Annotated in this window: 16 protein-coding genes; 4 read left to right on the top strand and 12 right to left on the bottom strand. The window is 70.4% G+C overall.

The features are described 5' to 3' along the window. Positions 1-78: 78 nt before the first annotated feature. Complete coding sequence (locus tag GT755_RS23605; RefSeq protein ID WP_328794475.1) at positions 79-990, bottom strand: 2-hydroxyacid dehydrogenase; 912 nt, start codon at positions 988-990, stop codon at positions 79-81. Positions 991-1,030: 40 nt separating this feature from the next. Between GT755_RS23605 and GT755_RS23600 the strand changes: the two genes are divergently transcribed. Further along, positions 1,031-2,134 (top strand): PQQ-dependent sugar dehydrogenase, encoded by a 1,104-nt coding sequence (locus tag GT755_RS23600; RefSeq protein WP_161481838.1) that lies wholly within the window; start codon positions 1,031-1,033, stop codon positions 2,132-2,134. 47 nt (positions 2,135-2,181) lie between these two features. Here GT755_RS23600 and GT755_RS41260 read toward each other — a convergent pair whose 3' ends face one another. The 7 genes from GT755_RS41260 to GT755_RS23565 all read right to left on the bottom strand — a co-directional run bounded on the left by GT755_RS41260 (position 2,182) and on the right by GT755_RS23565 (position 11,855). Beyond that, positions 2,182-4,026 carry a VanW family protein gene (locus tag GT755_RS41260; protein ID WP_161481837.1) on the bottom strand — a complete coding sequence of 615 codons (1,845 nt, stop codon included), beginning with the start codon at positions 4,024-4,026 and terminating at the stop codon, positions 2,182-2,184. A gap of 623 nt (positions 4,027-4,649) precedes the next feature. After that, positions 4,650-6,155 carry an Asp-tRNA(Asn)/Glu-tRNA(Gln) amidotransferase subunit GatB gene (gene gatB / locus GT755_RS23590; RefSeq protein WP_161481836.1) on the bottom strand — a complete coding sequence of 502 codons (1,506 nt, stop codon included), beginning with the start codon at positions 6,153-6,155 and terminating at the stop codon, positions 4,650-4,652. Continuing rightward, positions 6,152-6,739 carry a DUF4276 family protein gene (locus GT755_RS23585; protein ID WP_161481835.1) on the bottom strand — a complete coding sequence of 196 codons (588 nt, stop codon included), beginning with the start codon at positions 6,737-6,739 and terminating at the stop codon, positions 6,152-6,154. The genes gatB and GT755_RS23585 overlap by 4 nt, the downstream gene beginning before the upstream one ends. Next, a complete protein-coding gene (locus tag GT755_RS23580) occupies positions 6,739-7,875 on the bottom strand; it encodes an AAA family ATPase (RefSeq protein WP_161481834.1) in 1,137 nt (378 codons plus the stop codon). The genes GT755_RS23585 and GT755_RS23580 overlap by 1 nt, the downstream gene beginning before the upstream one ends. A gap of 20 nt (positions 7,876-7,895) precedes the next feature. Continuing rightward, positions 7,896-9,389 carry an Asp-tRNA(Asn)/Glu-tRNA(Gln) amidotransferase subunit GatA gene (gatA, locus tag GT755_RS23575; RefSeq protein ID WP_161481833.1) on the bottom strand — a complete coding sequence of 498 codons (1,494 nt, stop codon included), beginning with the start codon at positions 9,387-9,389 and terminating at the stop codon, positions 7,896-7,898. Beyond that, positions 9,386-9,685: an Asp-tRNA(Asn)/Glu-tRNA(Gln) amidotransferase subunit GatC gene (gene gatC / locus GT755_RS23570; RefSeq protein WP_030456557.1), complete on the bottom strand. Its 300-nt coding sequence runs from the start codon at positions 9,683-9,685 to the stop codon at positions 9,386-9,388. The genes gatA and gatC overlap by 4 nt, the downstream gene beginning before the upstream one ends. Before the next feature lie 76 nt (positions 9,686-9,761). After that, positions 9,762-11,855, bottom strand: coding sequence for a putative bifunctional diguanylate cyclase/phosphodiesterase (locus GT755_RS23565; RefSeq protein WP_161481832.1), 2,094 nt, complete (start codon positions 11,853-11,855; stop codon positions 9,762-9,764). Between the two features lie 311 nt (positions 11,856-12,166). On the opposite strand from GT755_RS23565, the gene GT755_RS23560 reads away from it, so the two are divergent. Next, positions 12,167-13,546: a glycoside hydrolase family 6 protein gene (locus GT755_RS23560; protein ID WP_161481831.1), complete on the top strand. Its 1,380-nt coding sequence runs from the start codon at positions 12,167-12,169 to the stop codon at positions 13,544-13,546. Between the two features lie 309 nt (positions 13,547-13,855). On the opposite strand, the gene ligA is transcribed toward GT755_RS23560, so the two are convergent. The 3 genes from ligA to GT755_RS23545 form a co-directional block, all read right to left on the bottom strand. After that, positions 13,856-16,048 (bottom strand): NAD-dependent DNA ligase LigA, encoded by a 2,193-nt coding sequence (gene ligA, locus GT755_RS23555; RefSeq protein ID WP_161481830.1) that lies wholly within the window; start codon positions 16,046-16,048, stop codon positions 13,856-13,858. A gap of 62 nt (positions 16,049-16,110) precedes the next feature. Further along, entirely contained in the window at positions 16,111-16,512 is a 402-nt protein-coding gene (locus GT755_RS23550) for a hypothetical protein (RefSeq protein ID WP_161481829.1), read from the bottom strand. A 142-nt stretch (positions 16,513-16,654) separates the two neighbouring features. Further along, a complete protein-coding gene (locus tag GT755_RS23545; RefSeq protein WP_161481828.1) occupies positions 16,655-17,656 on the bottom strand; it encodes a methionine synthase in 1,002 nt (333 codons plus the stop codon). A gap of 19 nt (positions 17,657-17,675) precedes the next feature. Between GT755_RS23545 and GT755_RS23540 the strand changes: the two genes are divergently transcribed. After that, on the top strand, positions 17,676-18,308 hold the full coding sequence (locus GT755_RS23540) for an MBL fold metallo-hydrolase (RefSeq protein ID WP_161481827.1): 633 nt from the start codon (positions 17,676-17,678) through the stop codon (positions 18,306-18,308). A 212-nt stretch (positions 18,309-18,520) separates the two neighbouring features. Here the strand turns inward: GT755_RS23540 and mnmA are convergent, their stop codons facing one another. Continuing rightward, positions 18,521-19,603, bottom strand: coding sequence for a tRNA 2-thiouridine(34) synthase MnmA (gene mnmA, locus GT755_RS23535; RefSeq protein WP_268903482.1), 1,083 nt, complete (start codon positions 19,601-19,603; stop codon positions 18,521-18,523). A 59-nt stretch (positions 19,604-19,662) separates the two neighbouring features. On the opposite strand from mnmA, the gene GT755_RS23530 reads away from it, so the two are divergent. Beyond that, positions 19,663-20,670 (top strand): DUF695 domain-containing protein, encoded by a 1,008-nt coding sequence (locus GT755_RS23530; protein ID WP_161481826.1) that lies wholly within the window; start codon positions 19,663-19,665, stop codon positions 20,668-20,670. The last annotated feature ends 33 nt before the right edge of the window (positions 20,671-20,703 follow it).

Here is a 20,703-nt window from a genome sequence, read left to right as displayed (position 1 = left end):
CAGTCGTCACCGATCTGATAAACAGGAATTCACGGTACGGACCCGAGGTCACGGCCTCGCTACGGTCCGGAACCAGATTCAGTAGCCCCCGCTGATGATATTGGTCAGCGGACGGCCGTCGTGCAGCCTTCGCAGCTGCGCCTCGACATAGACGAGAGCGCGCCTGGTCGAGGCGGGCGTGCTGCCCGCGACGTGAGGGGTGATGAGCAGGTGGGGCGCCTTCCAGAGCGGATGGTCTTCGGGCAGCGGCTCGGGGTCGGTGACGTCGAGCGCCGCCCGCAGCCGGCCCGATTCGAGCTCGGCCAGCAGCGCTCCGGTGTCGACGACGGGCCCGCGGGCGGCGTTGACGAGCAGGGCGCCGTCTTTCATCCGGGCCAGGAACGCGGCGTCGACCAGGCCCTTGGTGGCGGCCGTGGCCGGGACCAGCAGCACCACGACGTCGGCCCGGGGCAGCAGATCGGGCAGCTCCGACTCGGCGTGGACGCCGTCGCGGGCGCTCCTGGCCACCCTGATCACCTCGACCTCGAACCCGGCGAGCCGTCGTTCGAGGGCGGCGCCGATGGAGCCGTACCCGAGAATGAGGACCGTGGAGTCGGCCAGGACGCCGGTGTGCCGGTAGGCCCAGCGGCCCTGCTCCTGGGCGCGCACGAAGAGGGGGAACTCGCGCTGCATCGCGATCATCGCGCCGACCGCCCACTCGGCGGTTCCGGCGTCGTGGACGCCCCTGGCGTTGCACAGCGACACGCCATCGGGGACGTGGGGCAGGTAGGGTTCGACCCCGGCGGTAACCGTCTGGATGAGGCGCAAACGTGTCATCCGCGACAGCAACCCGGGGATGTCCGGCACCGGGATGAGCGGGGGAACCCACACCTCGACGTCCTCGGCCCCGGGCGGCTCGGGATGGTCGCGTCCGTCGAAGAGCGTGTATTCGACGTCGGCCAGGTCAGTCGGGACAGCGGACTCGGCCTGCGGGGCCACCCAGATCTTCACAGGGGATAACCCTAATGACCGGTACAGAAGGGTGTGACTGATGGGCGTAGGCCGGACCGGGCTGCTAACGCTGGCGGCGGCACTGACGGTGAGCTGCACCGCCGCCTGCACGGCGGAGACCGGAGGGGGCACGGGCGTGACCCCGACCCCGCTGGCCGCGACGGCCACGGAGACCTCCGCTCCCGCCGACGGGCCGCGCACGCTGGTCGAGGGCCTGGAGGTGCCGTGGGCCATCGCGTTCCTGCCCACCGGCGACGCGCTGGTGACCGAACGCGACTCGGGCCAGATCGTCCAGGTGGCCCCGTCGGGCCGCAAGACCGAGGTCGGCACCGTCGCCGGGGTGGCCGCGTCGGGAGAGGGCGGCCTCCTGGGCATCGCGGTCTCCCCCGAGTACGAGCGGGACCGGCAGATCTTCGTCTACTTCACCTCGGCCCAGGACAACCGCATCGTCCGCTACCGCTACAACGGCGCCCTGTCCGACCCCGAGCCGATCGTGACCGGCATCCCCAAGGGCGGCATCCACAACGGCGGCCGCCTGGCCTTCGGCCCCGACGGCTTCCTGTACGCCGCCACCGGCGAGATCGGCGATCGCGGGTTGTCCCAGGACCGCGACTCCCTCGCGGGCAAGATCCTCCGCATGACGCCCGACGGCAAGCCGGCCCCCGAGAACCCGTTCGGCACCCTCGTCTGGAGCATGGGCCACCGCAACGTCCAGGGCCTGGCCTGGGACGAGAGCGGCAACATGTACGCCACCGAGTTCGGCCAGAACACCTACGACGAGCTCAACCTGATCCGGGCGGGCGGCAACTACGGCTGGCCCGAGGTCGAGGGCGTCGCCGCCGACGACCGGTTCGTCAACCCGCTGGTGACGTGGTCGACCGACGAGGCGTCCCCCTCGGGCCTGGCCTACGCCGACCACGCGGTGTGGGCGGCGGCGCTGCGCGGCGAGCGCCTGTGGAAGGTCCCGGTGACCCAGGACGGCGCGGCGGGCCGCCCGGAGTCCCTCTACGAGGGCGAGTTCGGCCGCCTGCGGTCGGTCGCGACGGCGCCCGACGGCTCGTTGTGGGTCGGCACGAGCAACCGCGACGGCCGCGGCGACCCCAAGAACGGCGACGACCGCATCCTGGTCATCCCGGGGCGCTGAGCGAGACGCGGGCGGCCGAAGGCCGACCGTGGCTCGCGCGTGTGGATCTACCCCGAAGTACCCGCCTCCGGGCAGACGATCTCGGCGCGCGGCCGGTAGGTGGTCTTCCAGCTCTCGGGCGTCTCGGCGGTGCCGTCGAGACGCACCCGCTCGCGGGTCGTCACGATCGTGAACCCGGCGCTGCCCACCGAGGCCACGCAGCCTGCCTCGGGGCCTTCGAGCGCCGGGGTGGACGTGAACCGGGTGCGGTTGCTCTGGGAGATCGTGACGTCGTAGGTCTTGGTCCCCCACAACGACACCGTCATCACCGTGTCGGTCGCGGAGGCCTGGATGAGCACCCCGTAGTCGGTGTTGTTGCGCCAGACCAGGTCGGGCCCGGGGTAGGAGACGGCCACCTCGACCCCGGCCGGGTAGGGCGGCAGGAACGACTCGTGCGGCACCGCCTCGACGATCTCCAGGCCGCTGCGGAGGGCGGCGTTGTAGAGGACGGTCCCGGCGACCGAGACCCCCGGGACGTCCCGGCCCTCCTGTCCCCTGATCGCGGTCGGCTCGGCGGGCCCGGCGAACCCGGGGCGGCCCTCGCGGCGGCCGGTCGCCTGGTTCAGGGAGAACGTCTCGCCGGGGCGGACGATCATGCCGTTGACGCGCCGGGCGGTCTCCTTGATGTTGGTCACGCGCGGCTGGCAGCAGCTGTAGCTCATGTCGACCCTGACCAGCTCGGCCTCGATGCCGCTCGCCGCCGCCTCCTTGTCGTCGAGGTCGGGCTTGAGCTCGGTCAGCGGCACGGTCACCGTGCGGGCGCTCTGGCGGCCGAGGACGGCGATGATCTGCGCGCCCAGCTTGGAGGTGTCGATCCCGACGCCGGGCCGGCCGGGCACCAGCTTGGGCCGCCCGTCGGCGATGACGAAGGTCGCGTCGCGGGGCGCCTCGTCCTCGGGCACGAACCGCATCCCCCGCGTCGCCACCGCGGCGTCGAACCGGGCCTCCAGCCCGCCGGTGTCGCCCGGTACGAAGCTCAGCGCCGCCGCGATGTCGCCCGGCGCCAGCTCCAGCGAGACGCCGCCGTGGGTCAGCGTGACCGGCGCCGCGACGGCCCTGCGTGCCCAGGCCACGGCGCGGTTCACGCCGTCGCGGGTGGCGCGGGGAGCGGCCTCGACGGGCTTCACCTCGACGATGATGTCGGGGTTGAGGTAGGCGGCGCGCACCTCCTCGACCACCCGGGGCACGTCGAGCGTGGTCCCCTCCTTGGGGTAGACCGGCTCGGGCCGCAGACCGTCGAAGGTGACGTCGCCCTCGACCATCGGCCGCTCCATGGCCCGCGCCACCTGGGTCGAGACCACCTCGCCCAGCCGCCCGCTGTCGGCCCGGACGACCGGGGTGACCTCACGCCCGCCGGTCATCGCCCGCCAGATGTCGGCCGGGCTGGGGAACCCCATGGGCAGCGCCTGCACGGTGGCCGGGATGTCGATCGACAACCCGCTGCGCTCGGGGCTGATCCGCTCGCTCTTGGTCCCGTGGCGCACGACGATGGCGTTGGTGGCCGCGCTGACCAGCCCCGTGGTGAGCCGGTCGGTGGCCTCGCGGGCGTTCATCCCGCCCACGTCGACGCCCAGCACGGTGGTGCCCGGGTAGACGTTCCCGGCCATGAGGAAGGCGGGGAGGGCGTACAGGAGAACGAGGAGTCCGCCCACGACGATCAGGGCCGACCGCACCCAGCGGAACCCCAGCCGCTCGTCGTCGGGCAGGTCGTCGACCTCGGCGGGCAGCGGCGCGATGGTGACCTTGCGCGGCGCGGCGACCGGCCAGACCTCGACCTTGGCCGGGGGCGGTAACGAGGCGTCCGAGGGCGGCGACTTGACGAGCGGGGCACTGCCGAAGATGTCGGACGTCACGCCCGGGGGCAACGAACCGCCCGCGCGAACCGGGTGTTTACGTGCGGAGACCGCCTCAGAGTCCGTCCCGAACGGATCCGTCGGCGGGTCGATGGACGCTTCGGCGTTCCGCACGCCTTGCTCTCCTCCGGCTCAGGGGAAACTCCCTTCAGTTAACCCTAAAGCACCCTCTTCTGGATATGTCGCGAAAACATGAGGTTCACCCTGTCAGGGGTCATGTCAAGCGACTGTGGAAGGAGATTCTGGCGCGAGACGTCGGACTTCTTATAACAGAGCCAGGTGCCATAGGGACGCGGCTGTCAGGGATCTGTCATGACACATTCGGCGCAGGCGCGAGTGCGGATGAAACAGATCAGGGATTTGTGGTGGTGTTTTTCGGCGCTATGTCACATGGCGGCATTGGAGGGCGTGTCAAGCACCGGGTGGAACGCCGCCCCGCGGCCTGAGGACGACGGGGTGCAGACGTGGTTCGTCACGGCGCGGACCGGGAGCGGGTGGTGGGCGCCGGATGCGGTGGGGGGCGGAGGCGGCGGGCGGGGCCGGGGTGGGCGGAGCCGTAACGGAGAAAAGGAATGCCCGGGCCTGGGAAGGCCCGGGCGGAGAACGCCTTGTTCGGTAGCGCCTTATTCGGTGACGCCCAGCTTTTCGAGGATGAGGGCGCGGGCGCGCCCGGCGTCGGCCTTGCCTCGGCTGGCCTTCATGACGCCGCCCACGAGGGCGCCGACGGCGGCGATCTTGCCGTTGCGGATCTTGTCGGCGGCGTCGGCGTTGTCGGCGATGACCTGGTCGATGATGGCCGACAGTTCGCCCTCGTCGTTGACGATCTTCAGGCCGCGGGACTCGACGACCTCGTCGGGCGAGCCCTCGCCGGCGAGCACGCCTTCGAGGACCTGGCGGGCCAGCTTGTCGTTCAGGGCGCCCGACTTCACCAGTTCGGTCACCCGCGCGATCTGCGCCGGGGTGATCGGCAGCTCGGCCAGCGCGACGCCGTTCTCGTTGGCGCGGCGGGCCAGCTCGCCCATCCACCACTTGCGCGCGTCGGCCGCCGGGGCGCCCGCCTCGACGGTCGCCTCGACCAGGCCGAACGCGTCGGCGTTGTGCATGGCGGCCATGTCGAGGTCGCTGACGCCCCACTCCGCCTGGAGGCGCGCGCGGCGCACCGACGGCAGTTCGGGCAGCTCCGCCTTGAGCTGGGCCACCCACGCCGGGTCGGGCGCGATCGGGACCAGGTCGGGCTCGGGGAAGTAGCGGTAGTCCTGCGCCTCTTCCTTCGAACGGCCCGACGTGGTCAGGCCGGTGTCCTCGTGGAAGTGGCGGGTCTCCTGGACGATCCGGCCGCCCTCGGCCAGGATCGCGGCCTGCCGCTCGATCTCACCGCGGACCGACCGCTCGACGCTGCGGAAGGAGTTGACGTTCTTGGTCTCGGTACGCGTGCCCCACTCGGAGGACCCGCGTGGCATCAGCGAGACGTTGACGTCGCAGCGCATCGAGCCCTGGTCCATGCGGACGTCGGAGACGCCCAGGGCGCGCATGACCTCGCGCAGCTCGGTGGCGTAGGCGCGGGCGACCTCGGGGGCGAGCCGGTCGGTGCCCACGATCGGCTTGGTGACGATCTCGACCAGCGGGATGCCGGCCCGGTTGTAGTCGACGATCGAGTGGTCGGCGCCCTGGATGCGGCCGGTCGCGCCACCGACGTGGGTGGACTTGCCGGTGTCCTCTTCGAGGTGGACCCGCTCGATCTCGATCCGGACCGTCTTCCCCTCGACGGTGATGTCGAGGTATCCGTCGAAGCAGAGCGGCTCGTCGTACTGGCTGATCTGGTAGTTCTTCGGCATGTCCGGATAGAAGTAGTTCTTCCGGGCGAACCTGCACCACTCGGCGATCGAGCAGTTGAGCGCGAGACCGATCCGGATCGTCGACTCGATCGCCGCGGCGTTGGCGACCGGGAGCGCGCCGGGGAAGGCCAGGCAGGTCGGGCAGACGTGCGTGTTCGGCGGGGCGCCGAAGGTGGTCGGGCAGCCGCAGAACATCTTCGAGTGGGTGCCGAGTTCGACGTGGGTCTCCAGGCCGAGCACCGGCTCGAACCTCTCCAACGCCTCGTCGTACGGCATGAGCGTAGGAGTGCTCATAGGTAACCGAGTCCCTTCAACACATCATTCGTCCGCGTGACCCACTCCTTGTAGGCGGGAACCTGGGCCAGCGTGTCGAGATCGATTGTCTGTCCGATTCGTTTTGCGTAGTCGGCCGCGTCGCCCTTGCGAGGGATGACGTTCTTGAGTGCCTGCTTCGGGTCGTGGATGCCCTCGACGTCTCTCGGCCATGCTGGGAGCGCGTCGAGATTGGCTCCTCTGATGTCGGCCCACGCCCGGCGGTCGGCCAACAACCAGGCTTCCGTCTCCTTGACGGGGACGAGCCCGACCACCGGTGCCCGTAACCGGCAGGCGCCGATGACCTGCTCGGCCTTGTGCCGTTCCTTCGAGTCGTTGTGTACGAACAACACGTGACAATCGCCGGATAGTTCGGCTAGGGCCTCGGCGACGCGGGTGTGATCGCGGATTGACCGGCAGGAGCCGATCTGGGTCGGTTCGACGTCGACGGCGCTGGTGGCCGACTCCAACGTGAGTTCGCGAAGTTGGCGGTAGATGACTGCGCCGAGAAAGTCTTCGTCCTCTCGGCCCTCCGCGACGAGCCCGGGAACCAACGGTCGTGCCATCAGACCGGTCCGACGGTGCTCAGGAAGGCCCGAACCTGGCGGGGCGAGACGAACGTGCCCGGCTCGCCCCCGTCACGGACGGGCTTGGCGACCGTGACGCGGGAGACGCGGTCGTTCTCCGGGTCGACCCTGACCGCCGTGTTGAGAAAGATCAGCGACTCGCGGCGCAGCCGGTAGAGCTCCGAGACGACCACCGGGGAGTGCGTGGTCATGATGACCTGGCGAAGCGGCTCGTTGAGCGAGGCCGGATCGTTGAAGTCGGTGACCCTGCGCTCGATCCGCTGGAGCAACTCGGCCAGGCGGCTGGGGTGCAGGCCGTTCTCGATCTCCTCGACCAGGATCACGCCCGGGTGATCCGGATCATGGAGCGCGGCGAGGAATCCGAGGATGCGGAGCGTCCCGTCGGACAGTAGCCTGCTCGCGACCTTCCCCTCGCCGTCGACCAGGACGTCGAAGAGCCATTCCCCGCGCCGCTCGTCGAGATAGGGCTCGATGCCCACCACATCGGGGGTCAGCGCGAGGAAGTCGTTGACCAGGTCGTCGAACACCGAGGTGCCGTGGAGCCTGCCCAGAACGGCTGCCAGATTCCCGCCGTCGGACCGCAACGCACCGCGATCGGCCTCGTCGGCCGCGTTCCTCATCCGGACCGGGTCGGGCTGATAGAGCCGCCAGGTCTCCCGCTCGCCGTGCAGCAGGGCCATCGACTGGGCGGGGTCGAACTCGCTCTGCCGGACGCGCTCGGAGGTCTCGGCGACACCGGCACGGATGCTCTCAGGCAACTGGTCGAGACGCGTATGCCCCAAGAGGAAGGCGAACCTCGGGCCGCTGCTCTGACCCGCCTCGCTGTGGTTCACCATGGCCAGCAGATCGGCCTCGAAGCGTGTCAGGGTCTCCGCCACCACGTGGAAGAACACCACTGGGTCACCTTTGTTGACCTGGTGAAACAGCTCATGCGACCGTCCGCGAGGAGAATCGATCAACGCCCTCGGAAACGGCGCTTCCCGCAGGAACGTCAGCGCGTCGAAGAGGTTCGACTTCCCGCTGGAGTTCGGCCCGACCAGAGCGAGAAGGGGCGGCACGTCCAGCTCGAAATCCAGGAACGACTTGAAGCCGTCGATCCGAATATGAGTGATCATGCCGCCCTCCTTCCCTGTTTCTACAGAGCCGGAGCCTTGGACAGCAGCGGCCCGCCCCAGCGGGACTCGAAAGCCCGCTCGACGGCCGCGCCCACCCGGTAACACCGGTCGTCGCCGAGCACCGGCGCCATGATCTGCAGACCGACGGGAAGCCCGTCTTCGTCGGCGAGACCACAGGGCACCGAAAGCGCCGCGTTCCCCGCCAGGTTCGACGGGATCGTGCACAGGTCGGCCAGGTACATGGCCATCGGGTCGTCGGCCCGCTCGCCGATCGGGAACGCCGTCGTCGGGGTCGTCGGCGAGATCAGCACGTCGACGTGCTGGAAGGCGGCGTCGAAGTCACGCGAGATGAGGGTGCGGACCTTCTGGGCCGACCCGTAGTAGGCGTCGTAGTAGCCGGACGAGAGCGCGTAGGTGCCGAGCATGATGCGCCGCTTGACCTCGGGCCCGAAGCCGGCCGCCCGGGTGAGGGCCATGACCTCTTCGGCCGAGCGGGTGCCGTCGTCGCCGACGCGCAGGCCGTAGCGCATGGCGTCGAACCGGGCCAGGTTCGAGGAGCACTCGGACGGCGCGATCAGGTAGTAGGCCGGCAGCGCGTAGGTGAACGAGGGGCACGACACCTCGACGACCTTCGCACCGAGGGATTCCAGCAACTCGACGGCCTCCTGGAAGCGCGCGAGCACGCCCGGCTGGTAGCCGTCGCCGCCGAACTCCTTGACCACGCCGACCGTGAGACCGGCGACGTCACCCTGGCGGGCGGCCTCGACCACCGAGGGCACCGGCTGGTCGATCGAGGTCGAGTCCATCGGGTCGTGGCCGGAGAACGCCTCGTGGAGAAGCGCGGCGTCGAGGACGTTGCGGGCGAACGGCCCGGGAGTGTCGAGCGACGACGCGAACGCGATGAGGCCGTAGCGGGACGACCCGCCATAGGTCGGCTTCATGCCGACGATGCCCGTCACGGCGGCGGGCTGGCGGATCGAGCCGCCCGTGTCGGTGCCGGTCGAGAGGGGGGCCTCGTAGGCGGCCACCGAGGCCGAGGCGCCGCCCGACGAGCCGCCCGGGATGCGGGTCAGGTCCCACGGGTTGTGGGTCGGGCCGTAGGCCGAGTTCTCGGTCGAGGAGCCCATCGCGAACTCGTCGAGGTTGGTCTTGCCCAGGATGACCAGGCCGGCCTCGCGCAGGCGGCGGGTGACCGTCGCGTCGTAGGGCGGGCGCCAGCCTTCGAGGATCTTCGAGCCGGCGGTGGTGGGCATGTCGGTCGTCGTGAAGACGTCCTTGTGGGCGATCGGCACGCCGGCCAGCGGGCCCAGCTCCTCGCCGGCCGCCCGCCGGGCGTCGACGGCGGCGGCCTGCGCGAGCGCCGACTCGGCGCCGACGTGCAGGAACGCGTGGACGCGGTCTTCAACTTCGGCGATCCGGTCCAGGTGGGCCTGGGTCACCTCGACGGCGGAGACCTCGCCGGAGGCGATCAGCGACCCCAGCTCGGAGGCCGTCTTCTTGATCAGCTCGCTCACGCCTCCTCCCCGAGGATGCGGGGCACGCGGAAGCGGTCGTCCTCGACGGCGGGCGCGCCGGAAAGGGCCTGCTCGGGGGTGAGGCTGGGCGCGACGACATCGGGCCGGAACACGTTCGTCAGCGGCAGCGCGTGTGACGACGGCGGGATGTCGGCGGTCGCGACCTCGGCGACACGGGCGACCGCGCCGACGATCTGGTCGAGCTGGGCGGCGAAGTGGTCGAGTTCCTCGTCGGCCAGCGCCAGCCGGGACAGCCGGGCGAGGTGAGCGACCTCTTCGCGGGTTATGGCAGACATAAGTCGTTTAACCCGATTCCTGGATGGAGTGTGGACACCTCATCCTAGGGCGAGCCGCAGCCCCTCCTCGACGCGGTCAATCGACCCTGGACGTGGCCATCGGCAGCCGCAGCCGCGACCGCAACCACACGACGGCCTCCTCGGCCGGCATGGGCTCGGCGAGCCACCAGCCTTGCCCGGCGTGGCACCCCATGCCCCGCAATTGCGCGGCGATGTCGGCCGATTCCACGCCTTCGGCCACGGCACGCAATCCGAGCGAGCGCACCAGGTCGATGATTGAGCGCACGATCCGCTCGTCGTCGGCCGACTCCCCCAGCTTCCGGACGAACGAGGCGTCGATCTTGACCTCGTCGACCTCCAGCCGCTGCAGCCGTACGAGGGTCGAATAGCCCGTGCCGAAGTCGTCGAGCGCGAGGGGGACGCCCAGGGTCGCCAGCGTGCGGATCGTGTCGGCCGAGTAGGCCTGGTCGGTCATCAGGATGCGCTCGGTGACCTCCAGGTGGATGGCGTTGGCGGGCAGCGAGTATTGGGCCAGACCGGCCGAGAGCTGGTCGGGCAGGCCCGAGTCGAGCAGGTCGCGGGCCGACACGTTGACCGAGATCGGCACCTCCAGGCCGGAGTGCCACCAGCGGGCGGCCTGGTCGAGGGCCTTGGCGATGACGTACTGGGTCAGTTCGCGCATCAGGTAGGACTGCTCGGCCAGCGGGATGAACTCGCCGGGCGAGACCGGGCCGCGGACCGGGTGCCACCAGCGCAGCAGCGCCTCGACGCCCTCCACGCGGCCGTCCTGGAGCGCCACCTTGGGCTGGTAGTGGAGGTCGAGCTCGGCCCCGTCGATGGCCCTGCGCAGGTCGCCGAGCAGGCTGAGGCGCTCCGGGGAGTTGCGGTCGCGTTCGGCGACGTAGAACTCGACGCCCGAGCGGGCCTCCTTGGCCATGTACATCGCCACGTCGGAGCGCTGGAGCAGCAGCTCGAAGTCGGGGGCGTGGTCGGGGTAGAGGGCGATGCCGATGGACGCGTCGAGGTCGAAGGTCATGCCTTCGAGCCGCACCGGTTCGGTCAGCGCGACCCGCAGGCGGGAGGCCACCTCCTTGGCCGCCTGGGCGTCGCGGATCTGCGGCAGCAGGACGGCGAACTCGTCGCCCCCGAGCCGCGCGACGACGTCGCCGGGCCGGACCGAGTGGGTCAGCCGGTGGGCCACGATCTTGAGCAGCAGGTCGCCGACCGGGTGCCCCAGGGTGTCGTTGACCTCTTTGAACCGGTCGAGGTCGAGCAGCAGCAGGCCCACCCGTTCGTCGTGGCGGGCCTCGGCGAGCGCTTCCTCCGTACGGAGAATGAGCAGTTTCCGGTTCGGGAGCCCCGTCAGGCCGTCGTGCATCGCCTGGTGGTCGCGGCGCATCGACAACGTCGCGGTGAAGTAGACGGCCGCCAGCGGCGCCACGAACAGCGGCACCAGCCCGGCGGAGTGGTCCATCACCACGACGACCAGCGGCGCGAGGCCGAGCAGCGCCCCGTAGACGAGGCCCTGCGGCACGAGCGAGGTCTTCAGCACGCGCAGCACGCTCTTGCGCTCGTGCAGCGCCACCGCGCCGCACACCAGCAGGCCCCTGACCAGGAAGTACGCCAACCCGGCGAGCAGAATGGCCGGGATGTCGGCCCCCGTCGGCGTCCAGGTGTGGGTGGGCCGGGAGTGCACGCCGAACATGCCGAACGTCACGGCGGCGGCCAGGCACGCAAGGGTGACCTGGGCGATGTTGAAGGCGATGCGATGCCAGGCCCGTTTGTGCACCAGCCCGCTGACCAGCATCGCGACCGCCTGCATGATCGCGGCGGCGGACAACCCGTAGTGCATCAGCACGGCGAACGTGAACATCGTCGAGGTGGGGGTGCCCCCGACGAGGGCGGACGAGCTCACCATCACCGGCCGCAGCTCGCCCAGGAAGACGAGCACGACCAGCACCCAGAAGAGCGGGGCGGCGCCGAGCAGCGCCAGTTCCGGCCCGCCGAGCCGGACGGTCGCGACGACGAGGGCGGTGAACCCGATCGTGGTGATCGCCGCGAAGTAGGTCCACAGGGGCGAGCCGAGCCGCGGCCCGGCGTCCCGAGTGTCGGGCGGCGCGGGGGCGCGATCAATAGGTCCGGTCGAGTCGCCGATCTCAGGACATGGCATGAGATGGCGCGCAATTGCAGTCATCGTTGAGAAACCCCCCAAGAGGTCACTATGGGAGGGTACGGCCTACGGGCCACTTCGCGAAACCGCTTGGGCACGTTGCGTTACGGGATATTTCGTGCGATGGATTGATCTAGCACGTTCGCACTGAAAGTTTCAGATGCCCAGATAGCCGTTTCCACGGCGTTGCCTGGGTGTTTCATGTTGGCAACCCCGCCTTATTCGGCCTGGGCCTTCAGGAGCCCGCCATCTGGTGATTAGATCGCCGCAACCTGGTGGGAGCGCTCCCACATTCTGGGACGGAGTATCTCATGTTTCGAAGAAGGACTCTGACGGCTGCATTCGCCGCCGCCGTCACCGCCCTGGGGGTGGGCACCGCCGTTCTCAGCACGTCGGCCGCCAACGCCGCGGACTCGGTGTTCTGGGTCGACCCGGACACCAGCGCCGCCCGCTGGGTGGCCGCCAACCCGAACGACTCGAAGACCGCCGTGATCCGCGACCGCATCGCGGCCGTGCCGCAGGGCCGCTGGTTCACCACGACCAACACCTCGACGGTCCGTTCGCAGGTCAGCTCGTACGTGGGCGCGGCGGCGTCCCAGGGCAAGATCCCGATCATGGTGGTGTACAACATCCCCAACCGGGACTGCTCCGGCGCCTCGACCGGCGGCGCGCCCAGCCACTCGGCCTACCGGGCCTGGATCGACGAGGTCGCGGCGGGTCTCCAGGGCCGCGCGGCCTACATCGTCCTCGAGCCCGACGTGCTGCCGATCATGACGAACTGCATGAGCACGTCGCTCCAGAACGACGTGAAGGCGTCGATGGCGTACGCCGGCAAGAAGCTCAAGGCGGCCTCGTCGCAGGTCAAGGTCTACTTCGACATCGGCCACTCGGGCTGGCTCGGCGCCCAGGAGGCGGCCAACCGGCTCCTCCAGTCGGACATCGCCAACTCGGCCGACGGCATCTCGCTCAACGTCTCGAACTACCGCTACTCCTCGACCGAGATCGCCTACGCGAAGAACATCATCGCCGCGACCGGCATCTCCCGCCTCAAGGCCGTGATCGACACCAGCCGCAACGGCAACGGCCCGCTCGGCAGCGAGTGGTGCGACCCGGGCGGCCGCGCGACCGGAACGTGGAGCACCACCAACACCGGCGACTCGGCGATCGACGCCTTCCTGTGGGTCAAGCTGCCCGGCGAGGCCGACGGCTGCATCGCGGCCGCCGGCCAGTTCGTGGCCCAGCGCGCCTACGACCTGGCGATGGCGGCTCCGTACACCCCGCAGCCGACCCCGACCCCCACGCCCACGCCCACCCCCACGCCGACTCCCACGCCCACCCCGACCCCCACGCCCACGCCGACCCCCACCCCGACGCCCACGCCGGGCGGGAAGTCGTGCGCGGCGACCTACCGGATCATCAACCCGTGGGGCGGCGGCTTCCAGGCTGAGGTCGCGGTCCGCAACAGCGGCAGCGTCGGCCTCACCGGCTGGCGCGTCAACTGGACGTTCGCCAACGGCCAGACCATCACCCAGCTGTGGAGCGGCAGCCACACCCAGTCGGGCGGCAACGTCCAGGTGACCAACCTCAACTGGAACGGCAACCTCGCCCCGAACGCCAGCACGAATTTCGGCTTCACGGCCAACTCCGGCAGCACCAACAACGTCCCGTCGGTGACCTGCACGGCCCTGTAACTCCCCGAACTCTGCGGGCTGCACCGAACCACACCCGAGCACCCCCGCAGACCGAGGCCACCCGTCCCGGCCCAGAAGCCCGGAACGGGTGGCCTCTTCCATGCTCCGGTTCCAGGTTCAACTCCAGACACCGGCTCGATGCGCGACTCCACGCCCCGGTACCAGATTCCGGTACCACGTGCGGTCCCACCGCCAATAGGAGACGCCGGTGTGTGAGCGGCCGGTTCACGCCCCGGATCCACCCACTGGTTCCACCCGCGACCCCACGCTCCGACTTGCGTCGCCTCCGTGGGCTGGGGGATGCCGTGCCTACTCCTCCCCCACGACCGCCACTTCCCGCGCCGCCTCCACCCCCTGGGTGAGCAGCACCCGGAACCCCTCCTCGTCGAGGATCGGCACCTTCAGCGTCACCGCCTTGTCGTACTTCGAGCCCGCGTTCTCCCCCACCACGACGAAGTTGGTCTTCTTCGACACCGAGGACGTCACCTTCCCGCCCCGCGAGGTGATCGCCTGCGACGCCTCGTCGCGGCTGAACCCCGCCAGGGTCCCCGTGACGACGAACGTCAGCCCGTCGAGGGTCTGCGGCAACCGGTCGACGGGCTCCGGGTCCTCCATCACGACCCCCGCCGCCCGCCACCGGTCGATGATCTCCAGGTGCCAGTCGACCTCGAACCACTCCTTGATCGTCTCAGCCACGCGTGTGCCGATGCCCTCGACCTCGGCCAGTTCTTCGACCGAGGCGTCGGCGATGGCCTGGATGGAGCGGAACCGCGCGGCCAGTTCGGTCGCGGTAGGCAGGCCGACGTGCCGGATCGACAGGGCCACGAGCACCCGCGCGACCGGGGCCGACTTGGCCTTCTCCAGGTTCTCCAGCATGGTCAGGGCGTTCTTGCTGGGCGCGCCCGACTTGTTGGCGAAGAACGAGACGACCTTCTCCTCGCCCGTCTCGGGGTCGAGTTTGGCCAGGCCGGAGTCCTGGTCGCGGACCGACGACCGGATCGGCAGCAGCCGGTCGATCGTCAGGTCGAACAGGTCGGCCTCCGTGCGGACGACCGGCTCCTGCGGCGGCAGCGGCTGGGTGAGGGCGGTCGCGGCGACGTAGCCGAGGCCTTCGATGTCGAAGGCGTTTCGGCCGGCGGCGAAGAAGATCCGCTCCCGGAGCTGGGCGGGGCAGGCCCGGGTGTTGGGGCAGCGCAGGTCGGCGTCGCCCTCGCGTTCGTAGGCGAGCTCGGTGCCGCACTCGGGGCAGTGGGTGGGCATCACGAACGCCCGCTCGGTGCCGTCGCGGAGGTCGGCCACCGGCGCGACGATCTCGGGGATCACGTCGCCGGCCTTGCGCAGCACGACCGTGTCGCCGATCAGCACGCCCTTGCGCACCACCTCGGACGCGTTGTGCAGCGTCGCCCGCTCGACCGTCGAACCGGCCACGACCACCGGGGTCATCATGCCGAACGGCGTCACCCGGCCGGTCCGCCCGATGCCGACGCGGATGTCGAGGAGCTTGGTGGTGACCTCTTCGGGCGGGTATTTGTAGGCGATCGCCCACCGGGGCGCCTTGCTGGTCGAGCCCAGTTGCCGCTGCACGTCGACGCGGTCGACCTTGACCACCACGCCGTCGATCTCGTATTCGGTGTCGTGGCGGTGTTCGGCGTAGTGGTCGACGAACTCCTGGACCTCGGCCATCGTCGCGACGACCCTGTATCGGTCGCTGACCGGCAGGCCGAACGACTTCAGCCGGTCGTACATCTCCGACTGGGCCTTCGGCGCCGTCGCGCCCTCCCACTTCCCGACGCCGTGGACGATCATGCGCAGCGCCCGATGGGCGGTGATGCGCGGGTCCTTCTGCCGCAACGACCCTGCGGCGGAGTTGCGCGGGTTGGCGAAGGGCGGCTTGCCGGCGTCCATGAGCTCCTGGTTGAGCTTCTCGAAGCCCCAGACCGGCAGGAACACCTCGCCCCGGACCTCCATGAGGTCGGGCACGTCGTCGCCGGTCAGCCGTTCGGGCACGTCGGCGATGGTGCGGACGTTGGGCGTCACGTCTTCGCCGACCCGCCCGTCGCCGCGCGTGGCGGCCCTGACCAGGCGCCCCTTCTCGTAGACCAGCGCGACCGCCAGCCCGTCGATCTTCAGTTCGCACAGGTAGGGCGCCGGATCACGCTCGGCGAGCCGCTCGGCCCGCCCCTGCCAGCCCGCCAGATCGGCCGCGTTGAAGGCGTTGTCGAGGCTCTCCATCCGCTGGAGGTGTTCGACGGCGGTGAACTCGGTGGAGATCGGCGCGCCGACCTTCTGCGTCGGCGAGTCGGGCGTGCGCAGCTCCGGCCGCCGCTCTTCGATGGCCGTGATCTCCCGCATCCAGGAGTCGTATTCGGCATCGCTGACCGTCGGCGAGTCGAGCACGTAGTAGCGCCAGCTCGCCTGCTCGATCAGCTCCGTGAGCTCCGAGTGCCGCCTGCTGAGCTCGGCCTCTTCCGGACTCGGCTCCGGCGCGGTCTCCTCGGTCATGCCCCGCTCCCCTCATCGCGACTCAGGGAAAACCTATCGCCGCCGACCGACTTTTCCCGTGCTCAGCCGCCCTGCGCCCAGACCCCCTCATAAGCGGAGCAACGCCCGGTAACCGCCGTGGCCGTGCCCCGGCAGACCCGCGCCTCGACGCTCAGGACATGTCCCGTTCTGAGGGTCACCGTGCTCCATCCGGCCTTACAGGTCTTGTACGACTTGTACACCGTCTTGCCGCTTTCAGTCAGGTACCGGAACCGCACCCATGAACACGAACCGCCCGCCGTGGCGTCATGGAGCCGCCCGGCGATCTTGAGTCCCGTGGCGGTGCTGACGATCTTCCCGTTCGTGACCCTGCCCTTGCCGTCGGCCGACTTCACCGGCCCCCAGTGCCAGGTGTCGGCGGCGGCCGGTGACGCCGCGACGAGCAGCGCGGCCAGCACCGCGCCCGTGACCAGAAATATCCGCATGAGAGCAGGGATACCTGGCCACGCTTGCAATCGGATGTACTCCCGTCGCGGCGGGAGGAGAAGCGGCCGGTCGGCGCCGGATGCGGTGGCGTGCCGCGGGGCGGGCGGGGCCGGCCGGGCGGAGCCGTAACGGAAGAAGCCTTTACTGCTCTTCCGGGTCCTCCCTCAGCACCCGGGCCGACTCGCGGCACTTCGCCAGGGCGGCCTTCGCGTAGGCGGGCGAGGCCCCCGCGAGCCCGCAGGCGGGAGTGAGCACGACCTGGTGCGCCAGCCCCTCGGGCGGGAAGCCCAGCCGCCGCCACAACTCCAGCGCGGGCTTGGCCACCACGCCGACGTCGGGCAGCCGGCTGTCGGTGCCCGGCACCACGCCGAGGAAGAACGCGGTGCCCGCCTCGATGGCCGCGCCGAGGGCGTCCTCGTCGCGCCGCCGCATGAGCGCGGCGTCGAGCGAGATGCCCTTGGCCCCCGCCGTGCGGAGCACCTCGAACGGCACCGAAGGCGCGCAGCAGTGCACGATCGGGAACTCGGCCGCCGACAGCACCTGCCCCAGCCGCGCGGCGGCGAGCGGCCCCTCGATCGCCGCCAGGCGCGAGAACCCGGACGCCGTCGGCACCGTCCCGGCCAGCACCCCCGGCAGCCCCGGCTCGTCGACCTGCACGACGAGCGAGGCCCCCGGAACACGTTTCCGCACGTCGGCGATGTGCGCGGCGAGCCCCTCGGTCAGCGAGTCGGTCACGTCGCGGACCGCTCCCGCGTCGGCGAGGATCTTGTCGCCGTGGCGCAGCTCGATGGCCCCGACGAGCGTCCACGGCCCGCAGATCTGGATCTTCAGCGGCCCGGTGAACCCCTGCGCGACCTCCTCCAGCGCGTCGAGATCGCGGCGCAGGTGGTCACGCGCCCGCTTGTGGTCACGCCCCGGCCGGTCGGCGATCCGCCAGCCCGAGGGCTGCACCTCGACGGGCAGTTCGACGAGCAACGAGGCGGTACGCCCGATCATGTCCGCCCCCACCCCCCGCGCCGGCAACTCGGGCAGATAGGGCATCGGCAGCTCCCCGAAAACGGTGCGGAGCGCCTCGAAATGGTCTTCGCCGGGGTGAGAGCCGACCCCGGTGGCGGTGGCCTGGTCCCATGGGTACGAATGCACGAGGACTAGCTTAGGAATTATGAAGCTCACCAAACTCGGTCATGCCTGCTGGCGCTTCGAGAAGGACGGCCGCACGCTCGTCCTCGACCCGGGCAGCTTCAGCGGGACCGGCCTGCTCGACGGCGCGGAAGCCGTTCTGATCACCCACGAGCACGTCGACCACCTCGACCAGAACCTGATCAAGTCGGCCGCCCCCGACCTGGAGGTCTGGACCTGCAACGCCGTCACGAACAGCCTCGGCGAGGTCCCCGTGAAGATCCAGACCGTCCGCGAGGGCGACGTCTTCGACGTGGCCGGCTTCTCCGTCCGCGTCATCGGCGAATGGCACGCGCCCACCATTCCGGACGCCCCGATCATCCAGAACATCGGCTTCCTGATCGACGACCGCGTCTTCTACCCCGGCGACGCCCTGACCGACCCGGGCGTGCCCGTCGAGGTCCTGCTGGCCCCGTCGAACGCGCCGTGGCTGCGGGTGTGGGACTTCATCGAATACCTCAGGATGGTCCGCCCGGACCACGCCTTCTCGACCCACGACGGGCTGGTGAACGAGATCGGCCAGGGCATGATCGACAACTTCATGACGATGGAGGGCAAGAAACAGAAGTCCGACATGCGCCGCCTCAAGCCGGGCGAATCAGCCGAATTCGCCTGACCTGCGGACAGCCGGACATGCCGGAAACGCGATGGTTCCGCACCCAGACACGGCAACCGCAGGCACGACCGGCTTCGGACACGGGTCGCCCGGCGACAGAGCCGACGTCGCGGCGTGGAGCGGGAGCGGCCGGTCGGCGCCGGATGCGGTGCCCGCCGGAGACGGCGGGCGGGGCCGGCCAGGCGGAGCCGTAACGGAGGAAGAGTCTCTGATCAGGCGGCGGAGGCGATCGTCGCGGAGCCGATGACCGTGTCGCCGTCGTAGAGCACCGCCCCCTGGCCGGGTGCGACCCCGGTGGCGGGCGTCTCCAGCGTGATGTGGACGTCGCCCTCGCCGACCCGCACCCGTGCCGGGTAGACCTCTCCGTGTGCCCGCAGCTGCACCAGGCACCCGATCTCACCGGCGGAGGTGTCGACCGGCCCGTTCCACACCGGCCTGGTCCCGACGATGGACGTCACCTCGAGCGCCGCCCGGGGCCCCACCGTCACCGTGTTGGACACCGGCTCGATCGACAACACGTAGCGCGGCCGCCCGTCGGCGGCGGGACGGTCGATGTTGAGGCCCTTGCGCTGCCCGACCGTGTAGCCGAACGCGCCGCCGTGGGTGCCGACGACCTTGCCCGACAGCGCGTCGACGATGGGGCCCTCGGCCTCGCCGAGGCGGTCGGCGAGGAACGCCCGGGTGTCGCCGTCGGCGATGAAGCAGATGTCGTGGGAGTCGGGCTTGTCGGCGACCGTCAGGCCCCGGCGGGCGGCCTCTTCGCGCACCTGCGCCTTGGTCGAGTCGCCGAGCGGGAAGATCGCGTGGGAGAGCTGCTCGCGGGTCAGCACGCCGAGCACGTAGGACTGGTCTTTGCCCTCGTCGGGCGAGCGCCGCAGCACCCCGTCCTCAAGACGCGCGTGGTGGCCGGTCGCGACGGCGTCGAAGCCGAGCGCGAGGGCGCGGTCGAGCACCGCCTCGAACTTGATCTTCTCGTTGCAGCGCAGGCAGGGGTTGGGGGTCCGGCCGGCGGCGTATTCGGCCACGAAGTCTTCGACCACGTCGCGGTGGAAACGTTCGGCCATGTCCCAGATGTAGAAGGGGATGCCGATGACGTCGGCGGCGCGGCGGGCGTCGCGCGAGTCTTCGACGGTGCAGCAGCCCCGGGCGCCGGTGCGGTAGGACTGCGGGTTGGACGACAACGCGAGGTGCACACCCGTCACATCGTGGCCGGCCTCCGCGATGCGGGCGGCGGCCACGGCCGAGTCGACGCCGCCGGACATGGCGGCGAGCACGCGCAGAGGCTTGAATCCCATAACCCTTCGAGCGTACCCGCGTTGGCGTCCTGCCCGTCCTGCTGGTTGGATTGCACGCCATGCGGTTGTTCGGGCGCAAGAGCGAGCCGGTTGACCCGGCGGTGGCGATCTCCGAGTTCTGGGCGTGGTGGGCCGAGGCCCGTCCCCAGGTGGAGGCCGCCGACGACAAGGCGGAACTGATGGCCCCCGCCGTGGCGGCGATCGACCCCGGCCTGGTCTGGGAGATCGGCAACGGCCGAGGCAGCCTGTTCGCCCTGGTCGTCAGCTCGGCCGCCAACCCCGAACTGCGTTCCCTGGCGCACCGCTGGGCGAAGGCGGCCCCCGAGCCCGACGCGATGTGGGAGTTCCACCCGTCCCGGCAGGCGGCGTCGATCCCGGCCGACGTGCGGTTCCCGGCGGGCCCCCACGAGTTCGACATGGCCCGTTTCGTGGTGGCCCTGCGGGTCCCGCCGGGCAGCCCGAGGGTCGACATCTCCGCCTACCACCCGATCTTCGAGGACGTCGACGACGACACCCGCATGGAGACCACCATGCTGGCCCTCGACCGCCTCCTCGGCGAAGACGAGGTCGCCCGCTGGGTCGGCGACGTGACCGCCGCCCAGATCGAGCCGATCGACGCGCTCCCCGCGATCCACCTCCCGGCCGTCGTGGCCGACGTCGCCGAGGGCTTCCAGGACGAACAGTGGGCCCTCCTGGAGGGCACCACGGCCCGCGGCAAGAAGCTCACCGCGACCGCCAGGTTCCCGCTCCGCCCGGTCGACTACCCCCTCTACGACCAGCACATCGCCGTCACCCTGCCCTACCGCAAGTCCGACGGCGACGGCCTCCCGGCGGGCGACTCGCTCGACGCCCTCAACACCTTCCACCAGACCCTCACCGCGGCCCTGGGCCCGGCGGTCGTGGCGGCCCACGTGAGCTCGGAGGGCGTCCGCACCTTCCACGTCTACGCCGACCCGACCGGCACCACCGAACGCGCGGTCAGGGATCTGGTCTGGCGCGAGGGCCGCCCGGCGATCGTCACGACGATGGACCCGGAGTGGTCAGCGGTGGCCCATTTCCTGACCTAATTTGACGGCGCGTGCTCCGCACGCGCGGCCTGA

This window comes from Herbidospora solisilvae (assembly GCF_009901565.1).
In the GTDB taxonomy this organism is placed as follows: Bacteria; Actinomycetota; Actinomycetes; order Streptosporangiales; family Streptosporangiaceae; genus Herbidospora; species Herbidospora solisilvae.
The sequence above is the reverse complement of the archived record's forward strand: the minus strand, read 5'-3'. Positions and strand labels throughout refer to the sequence as shown.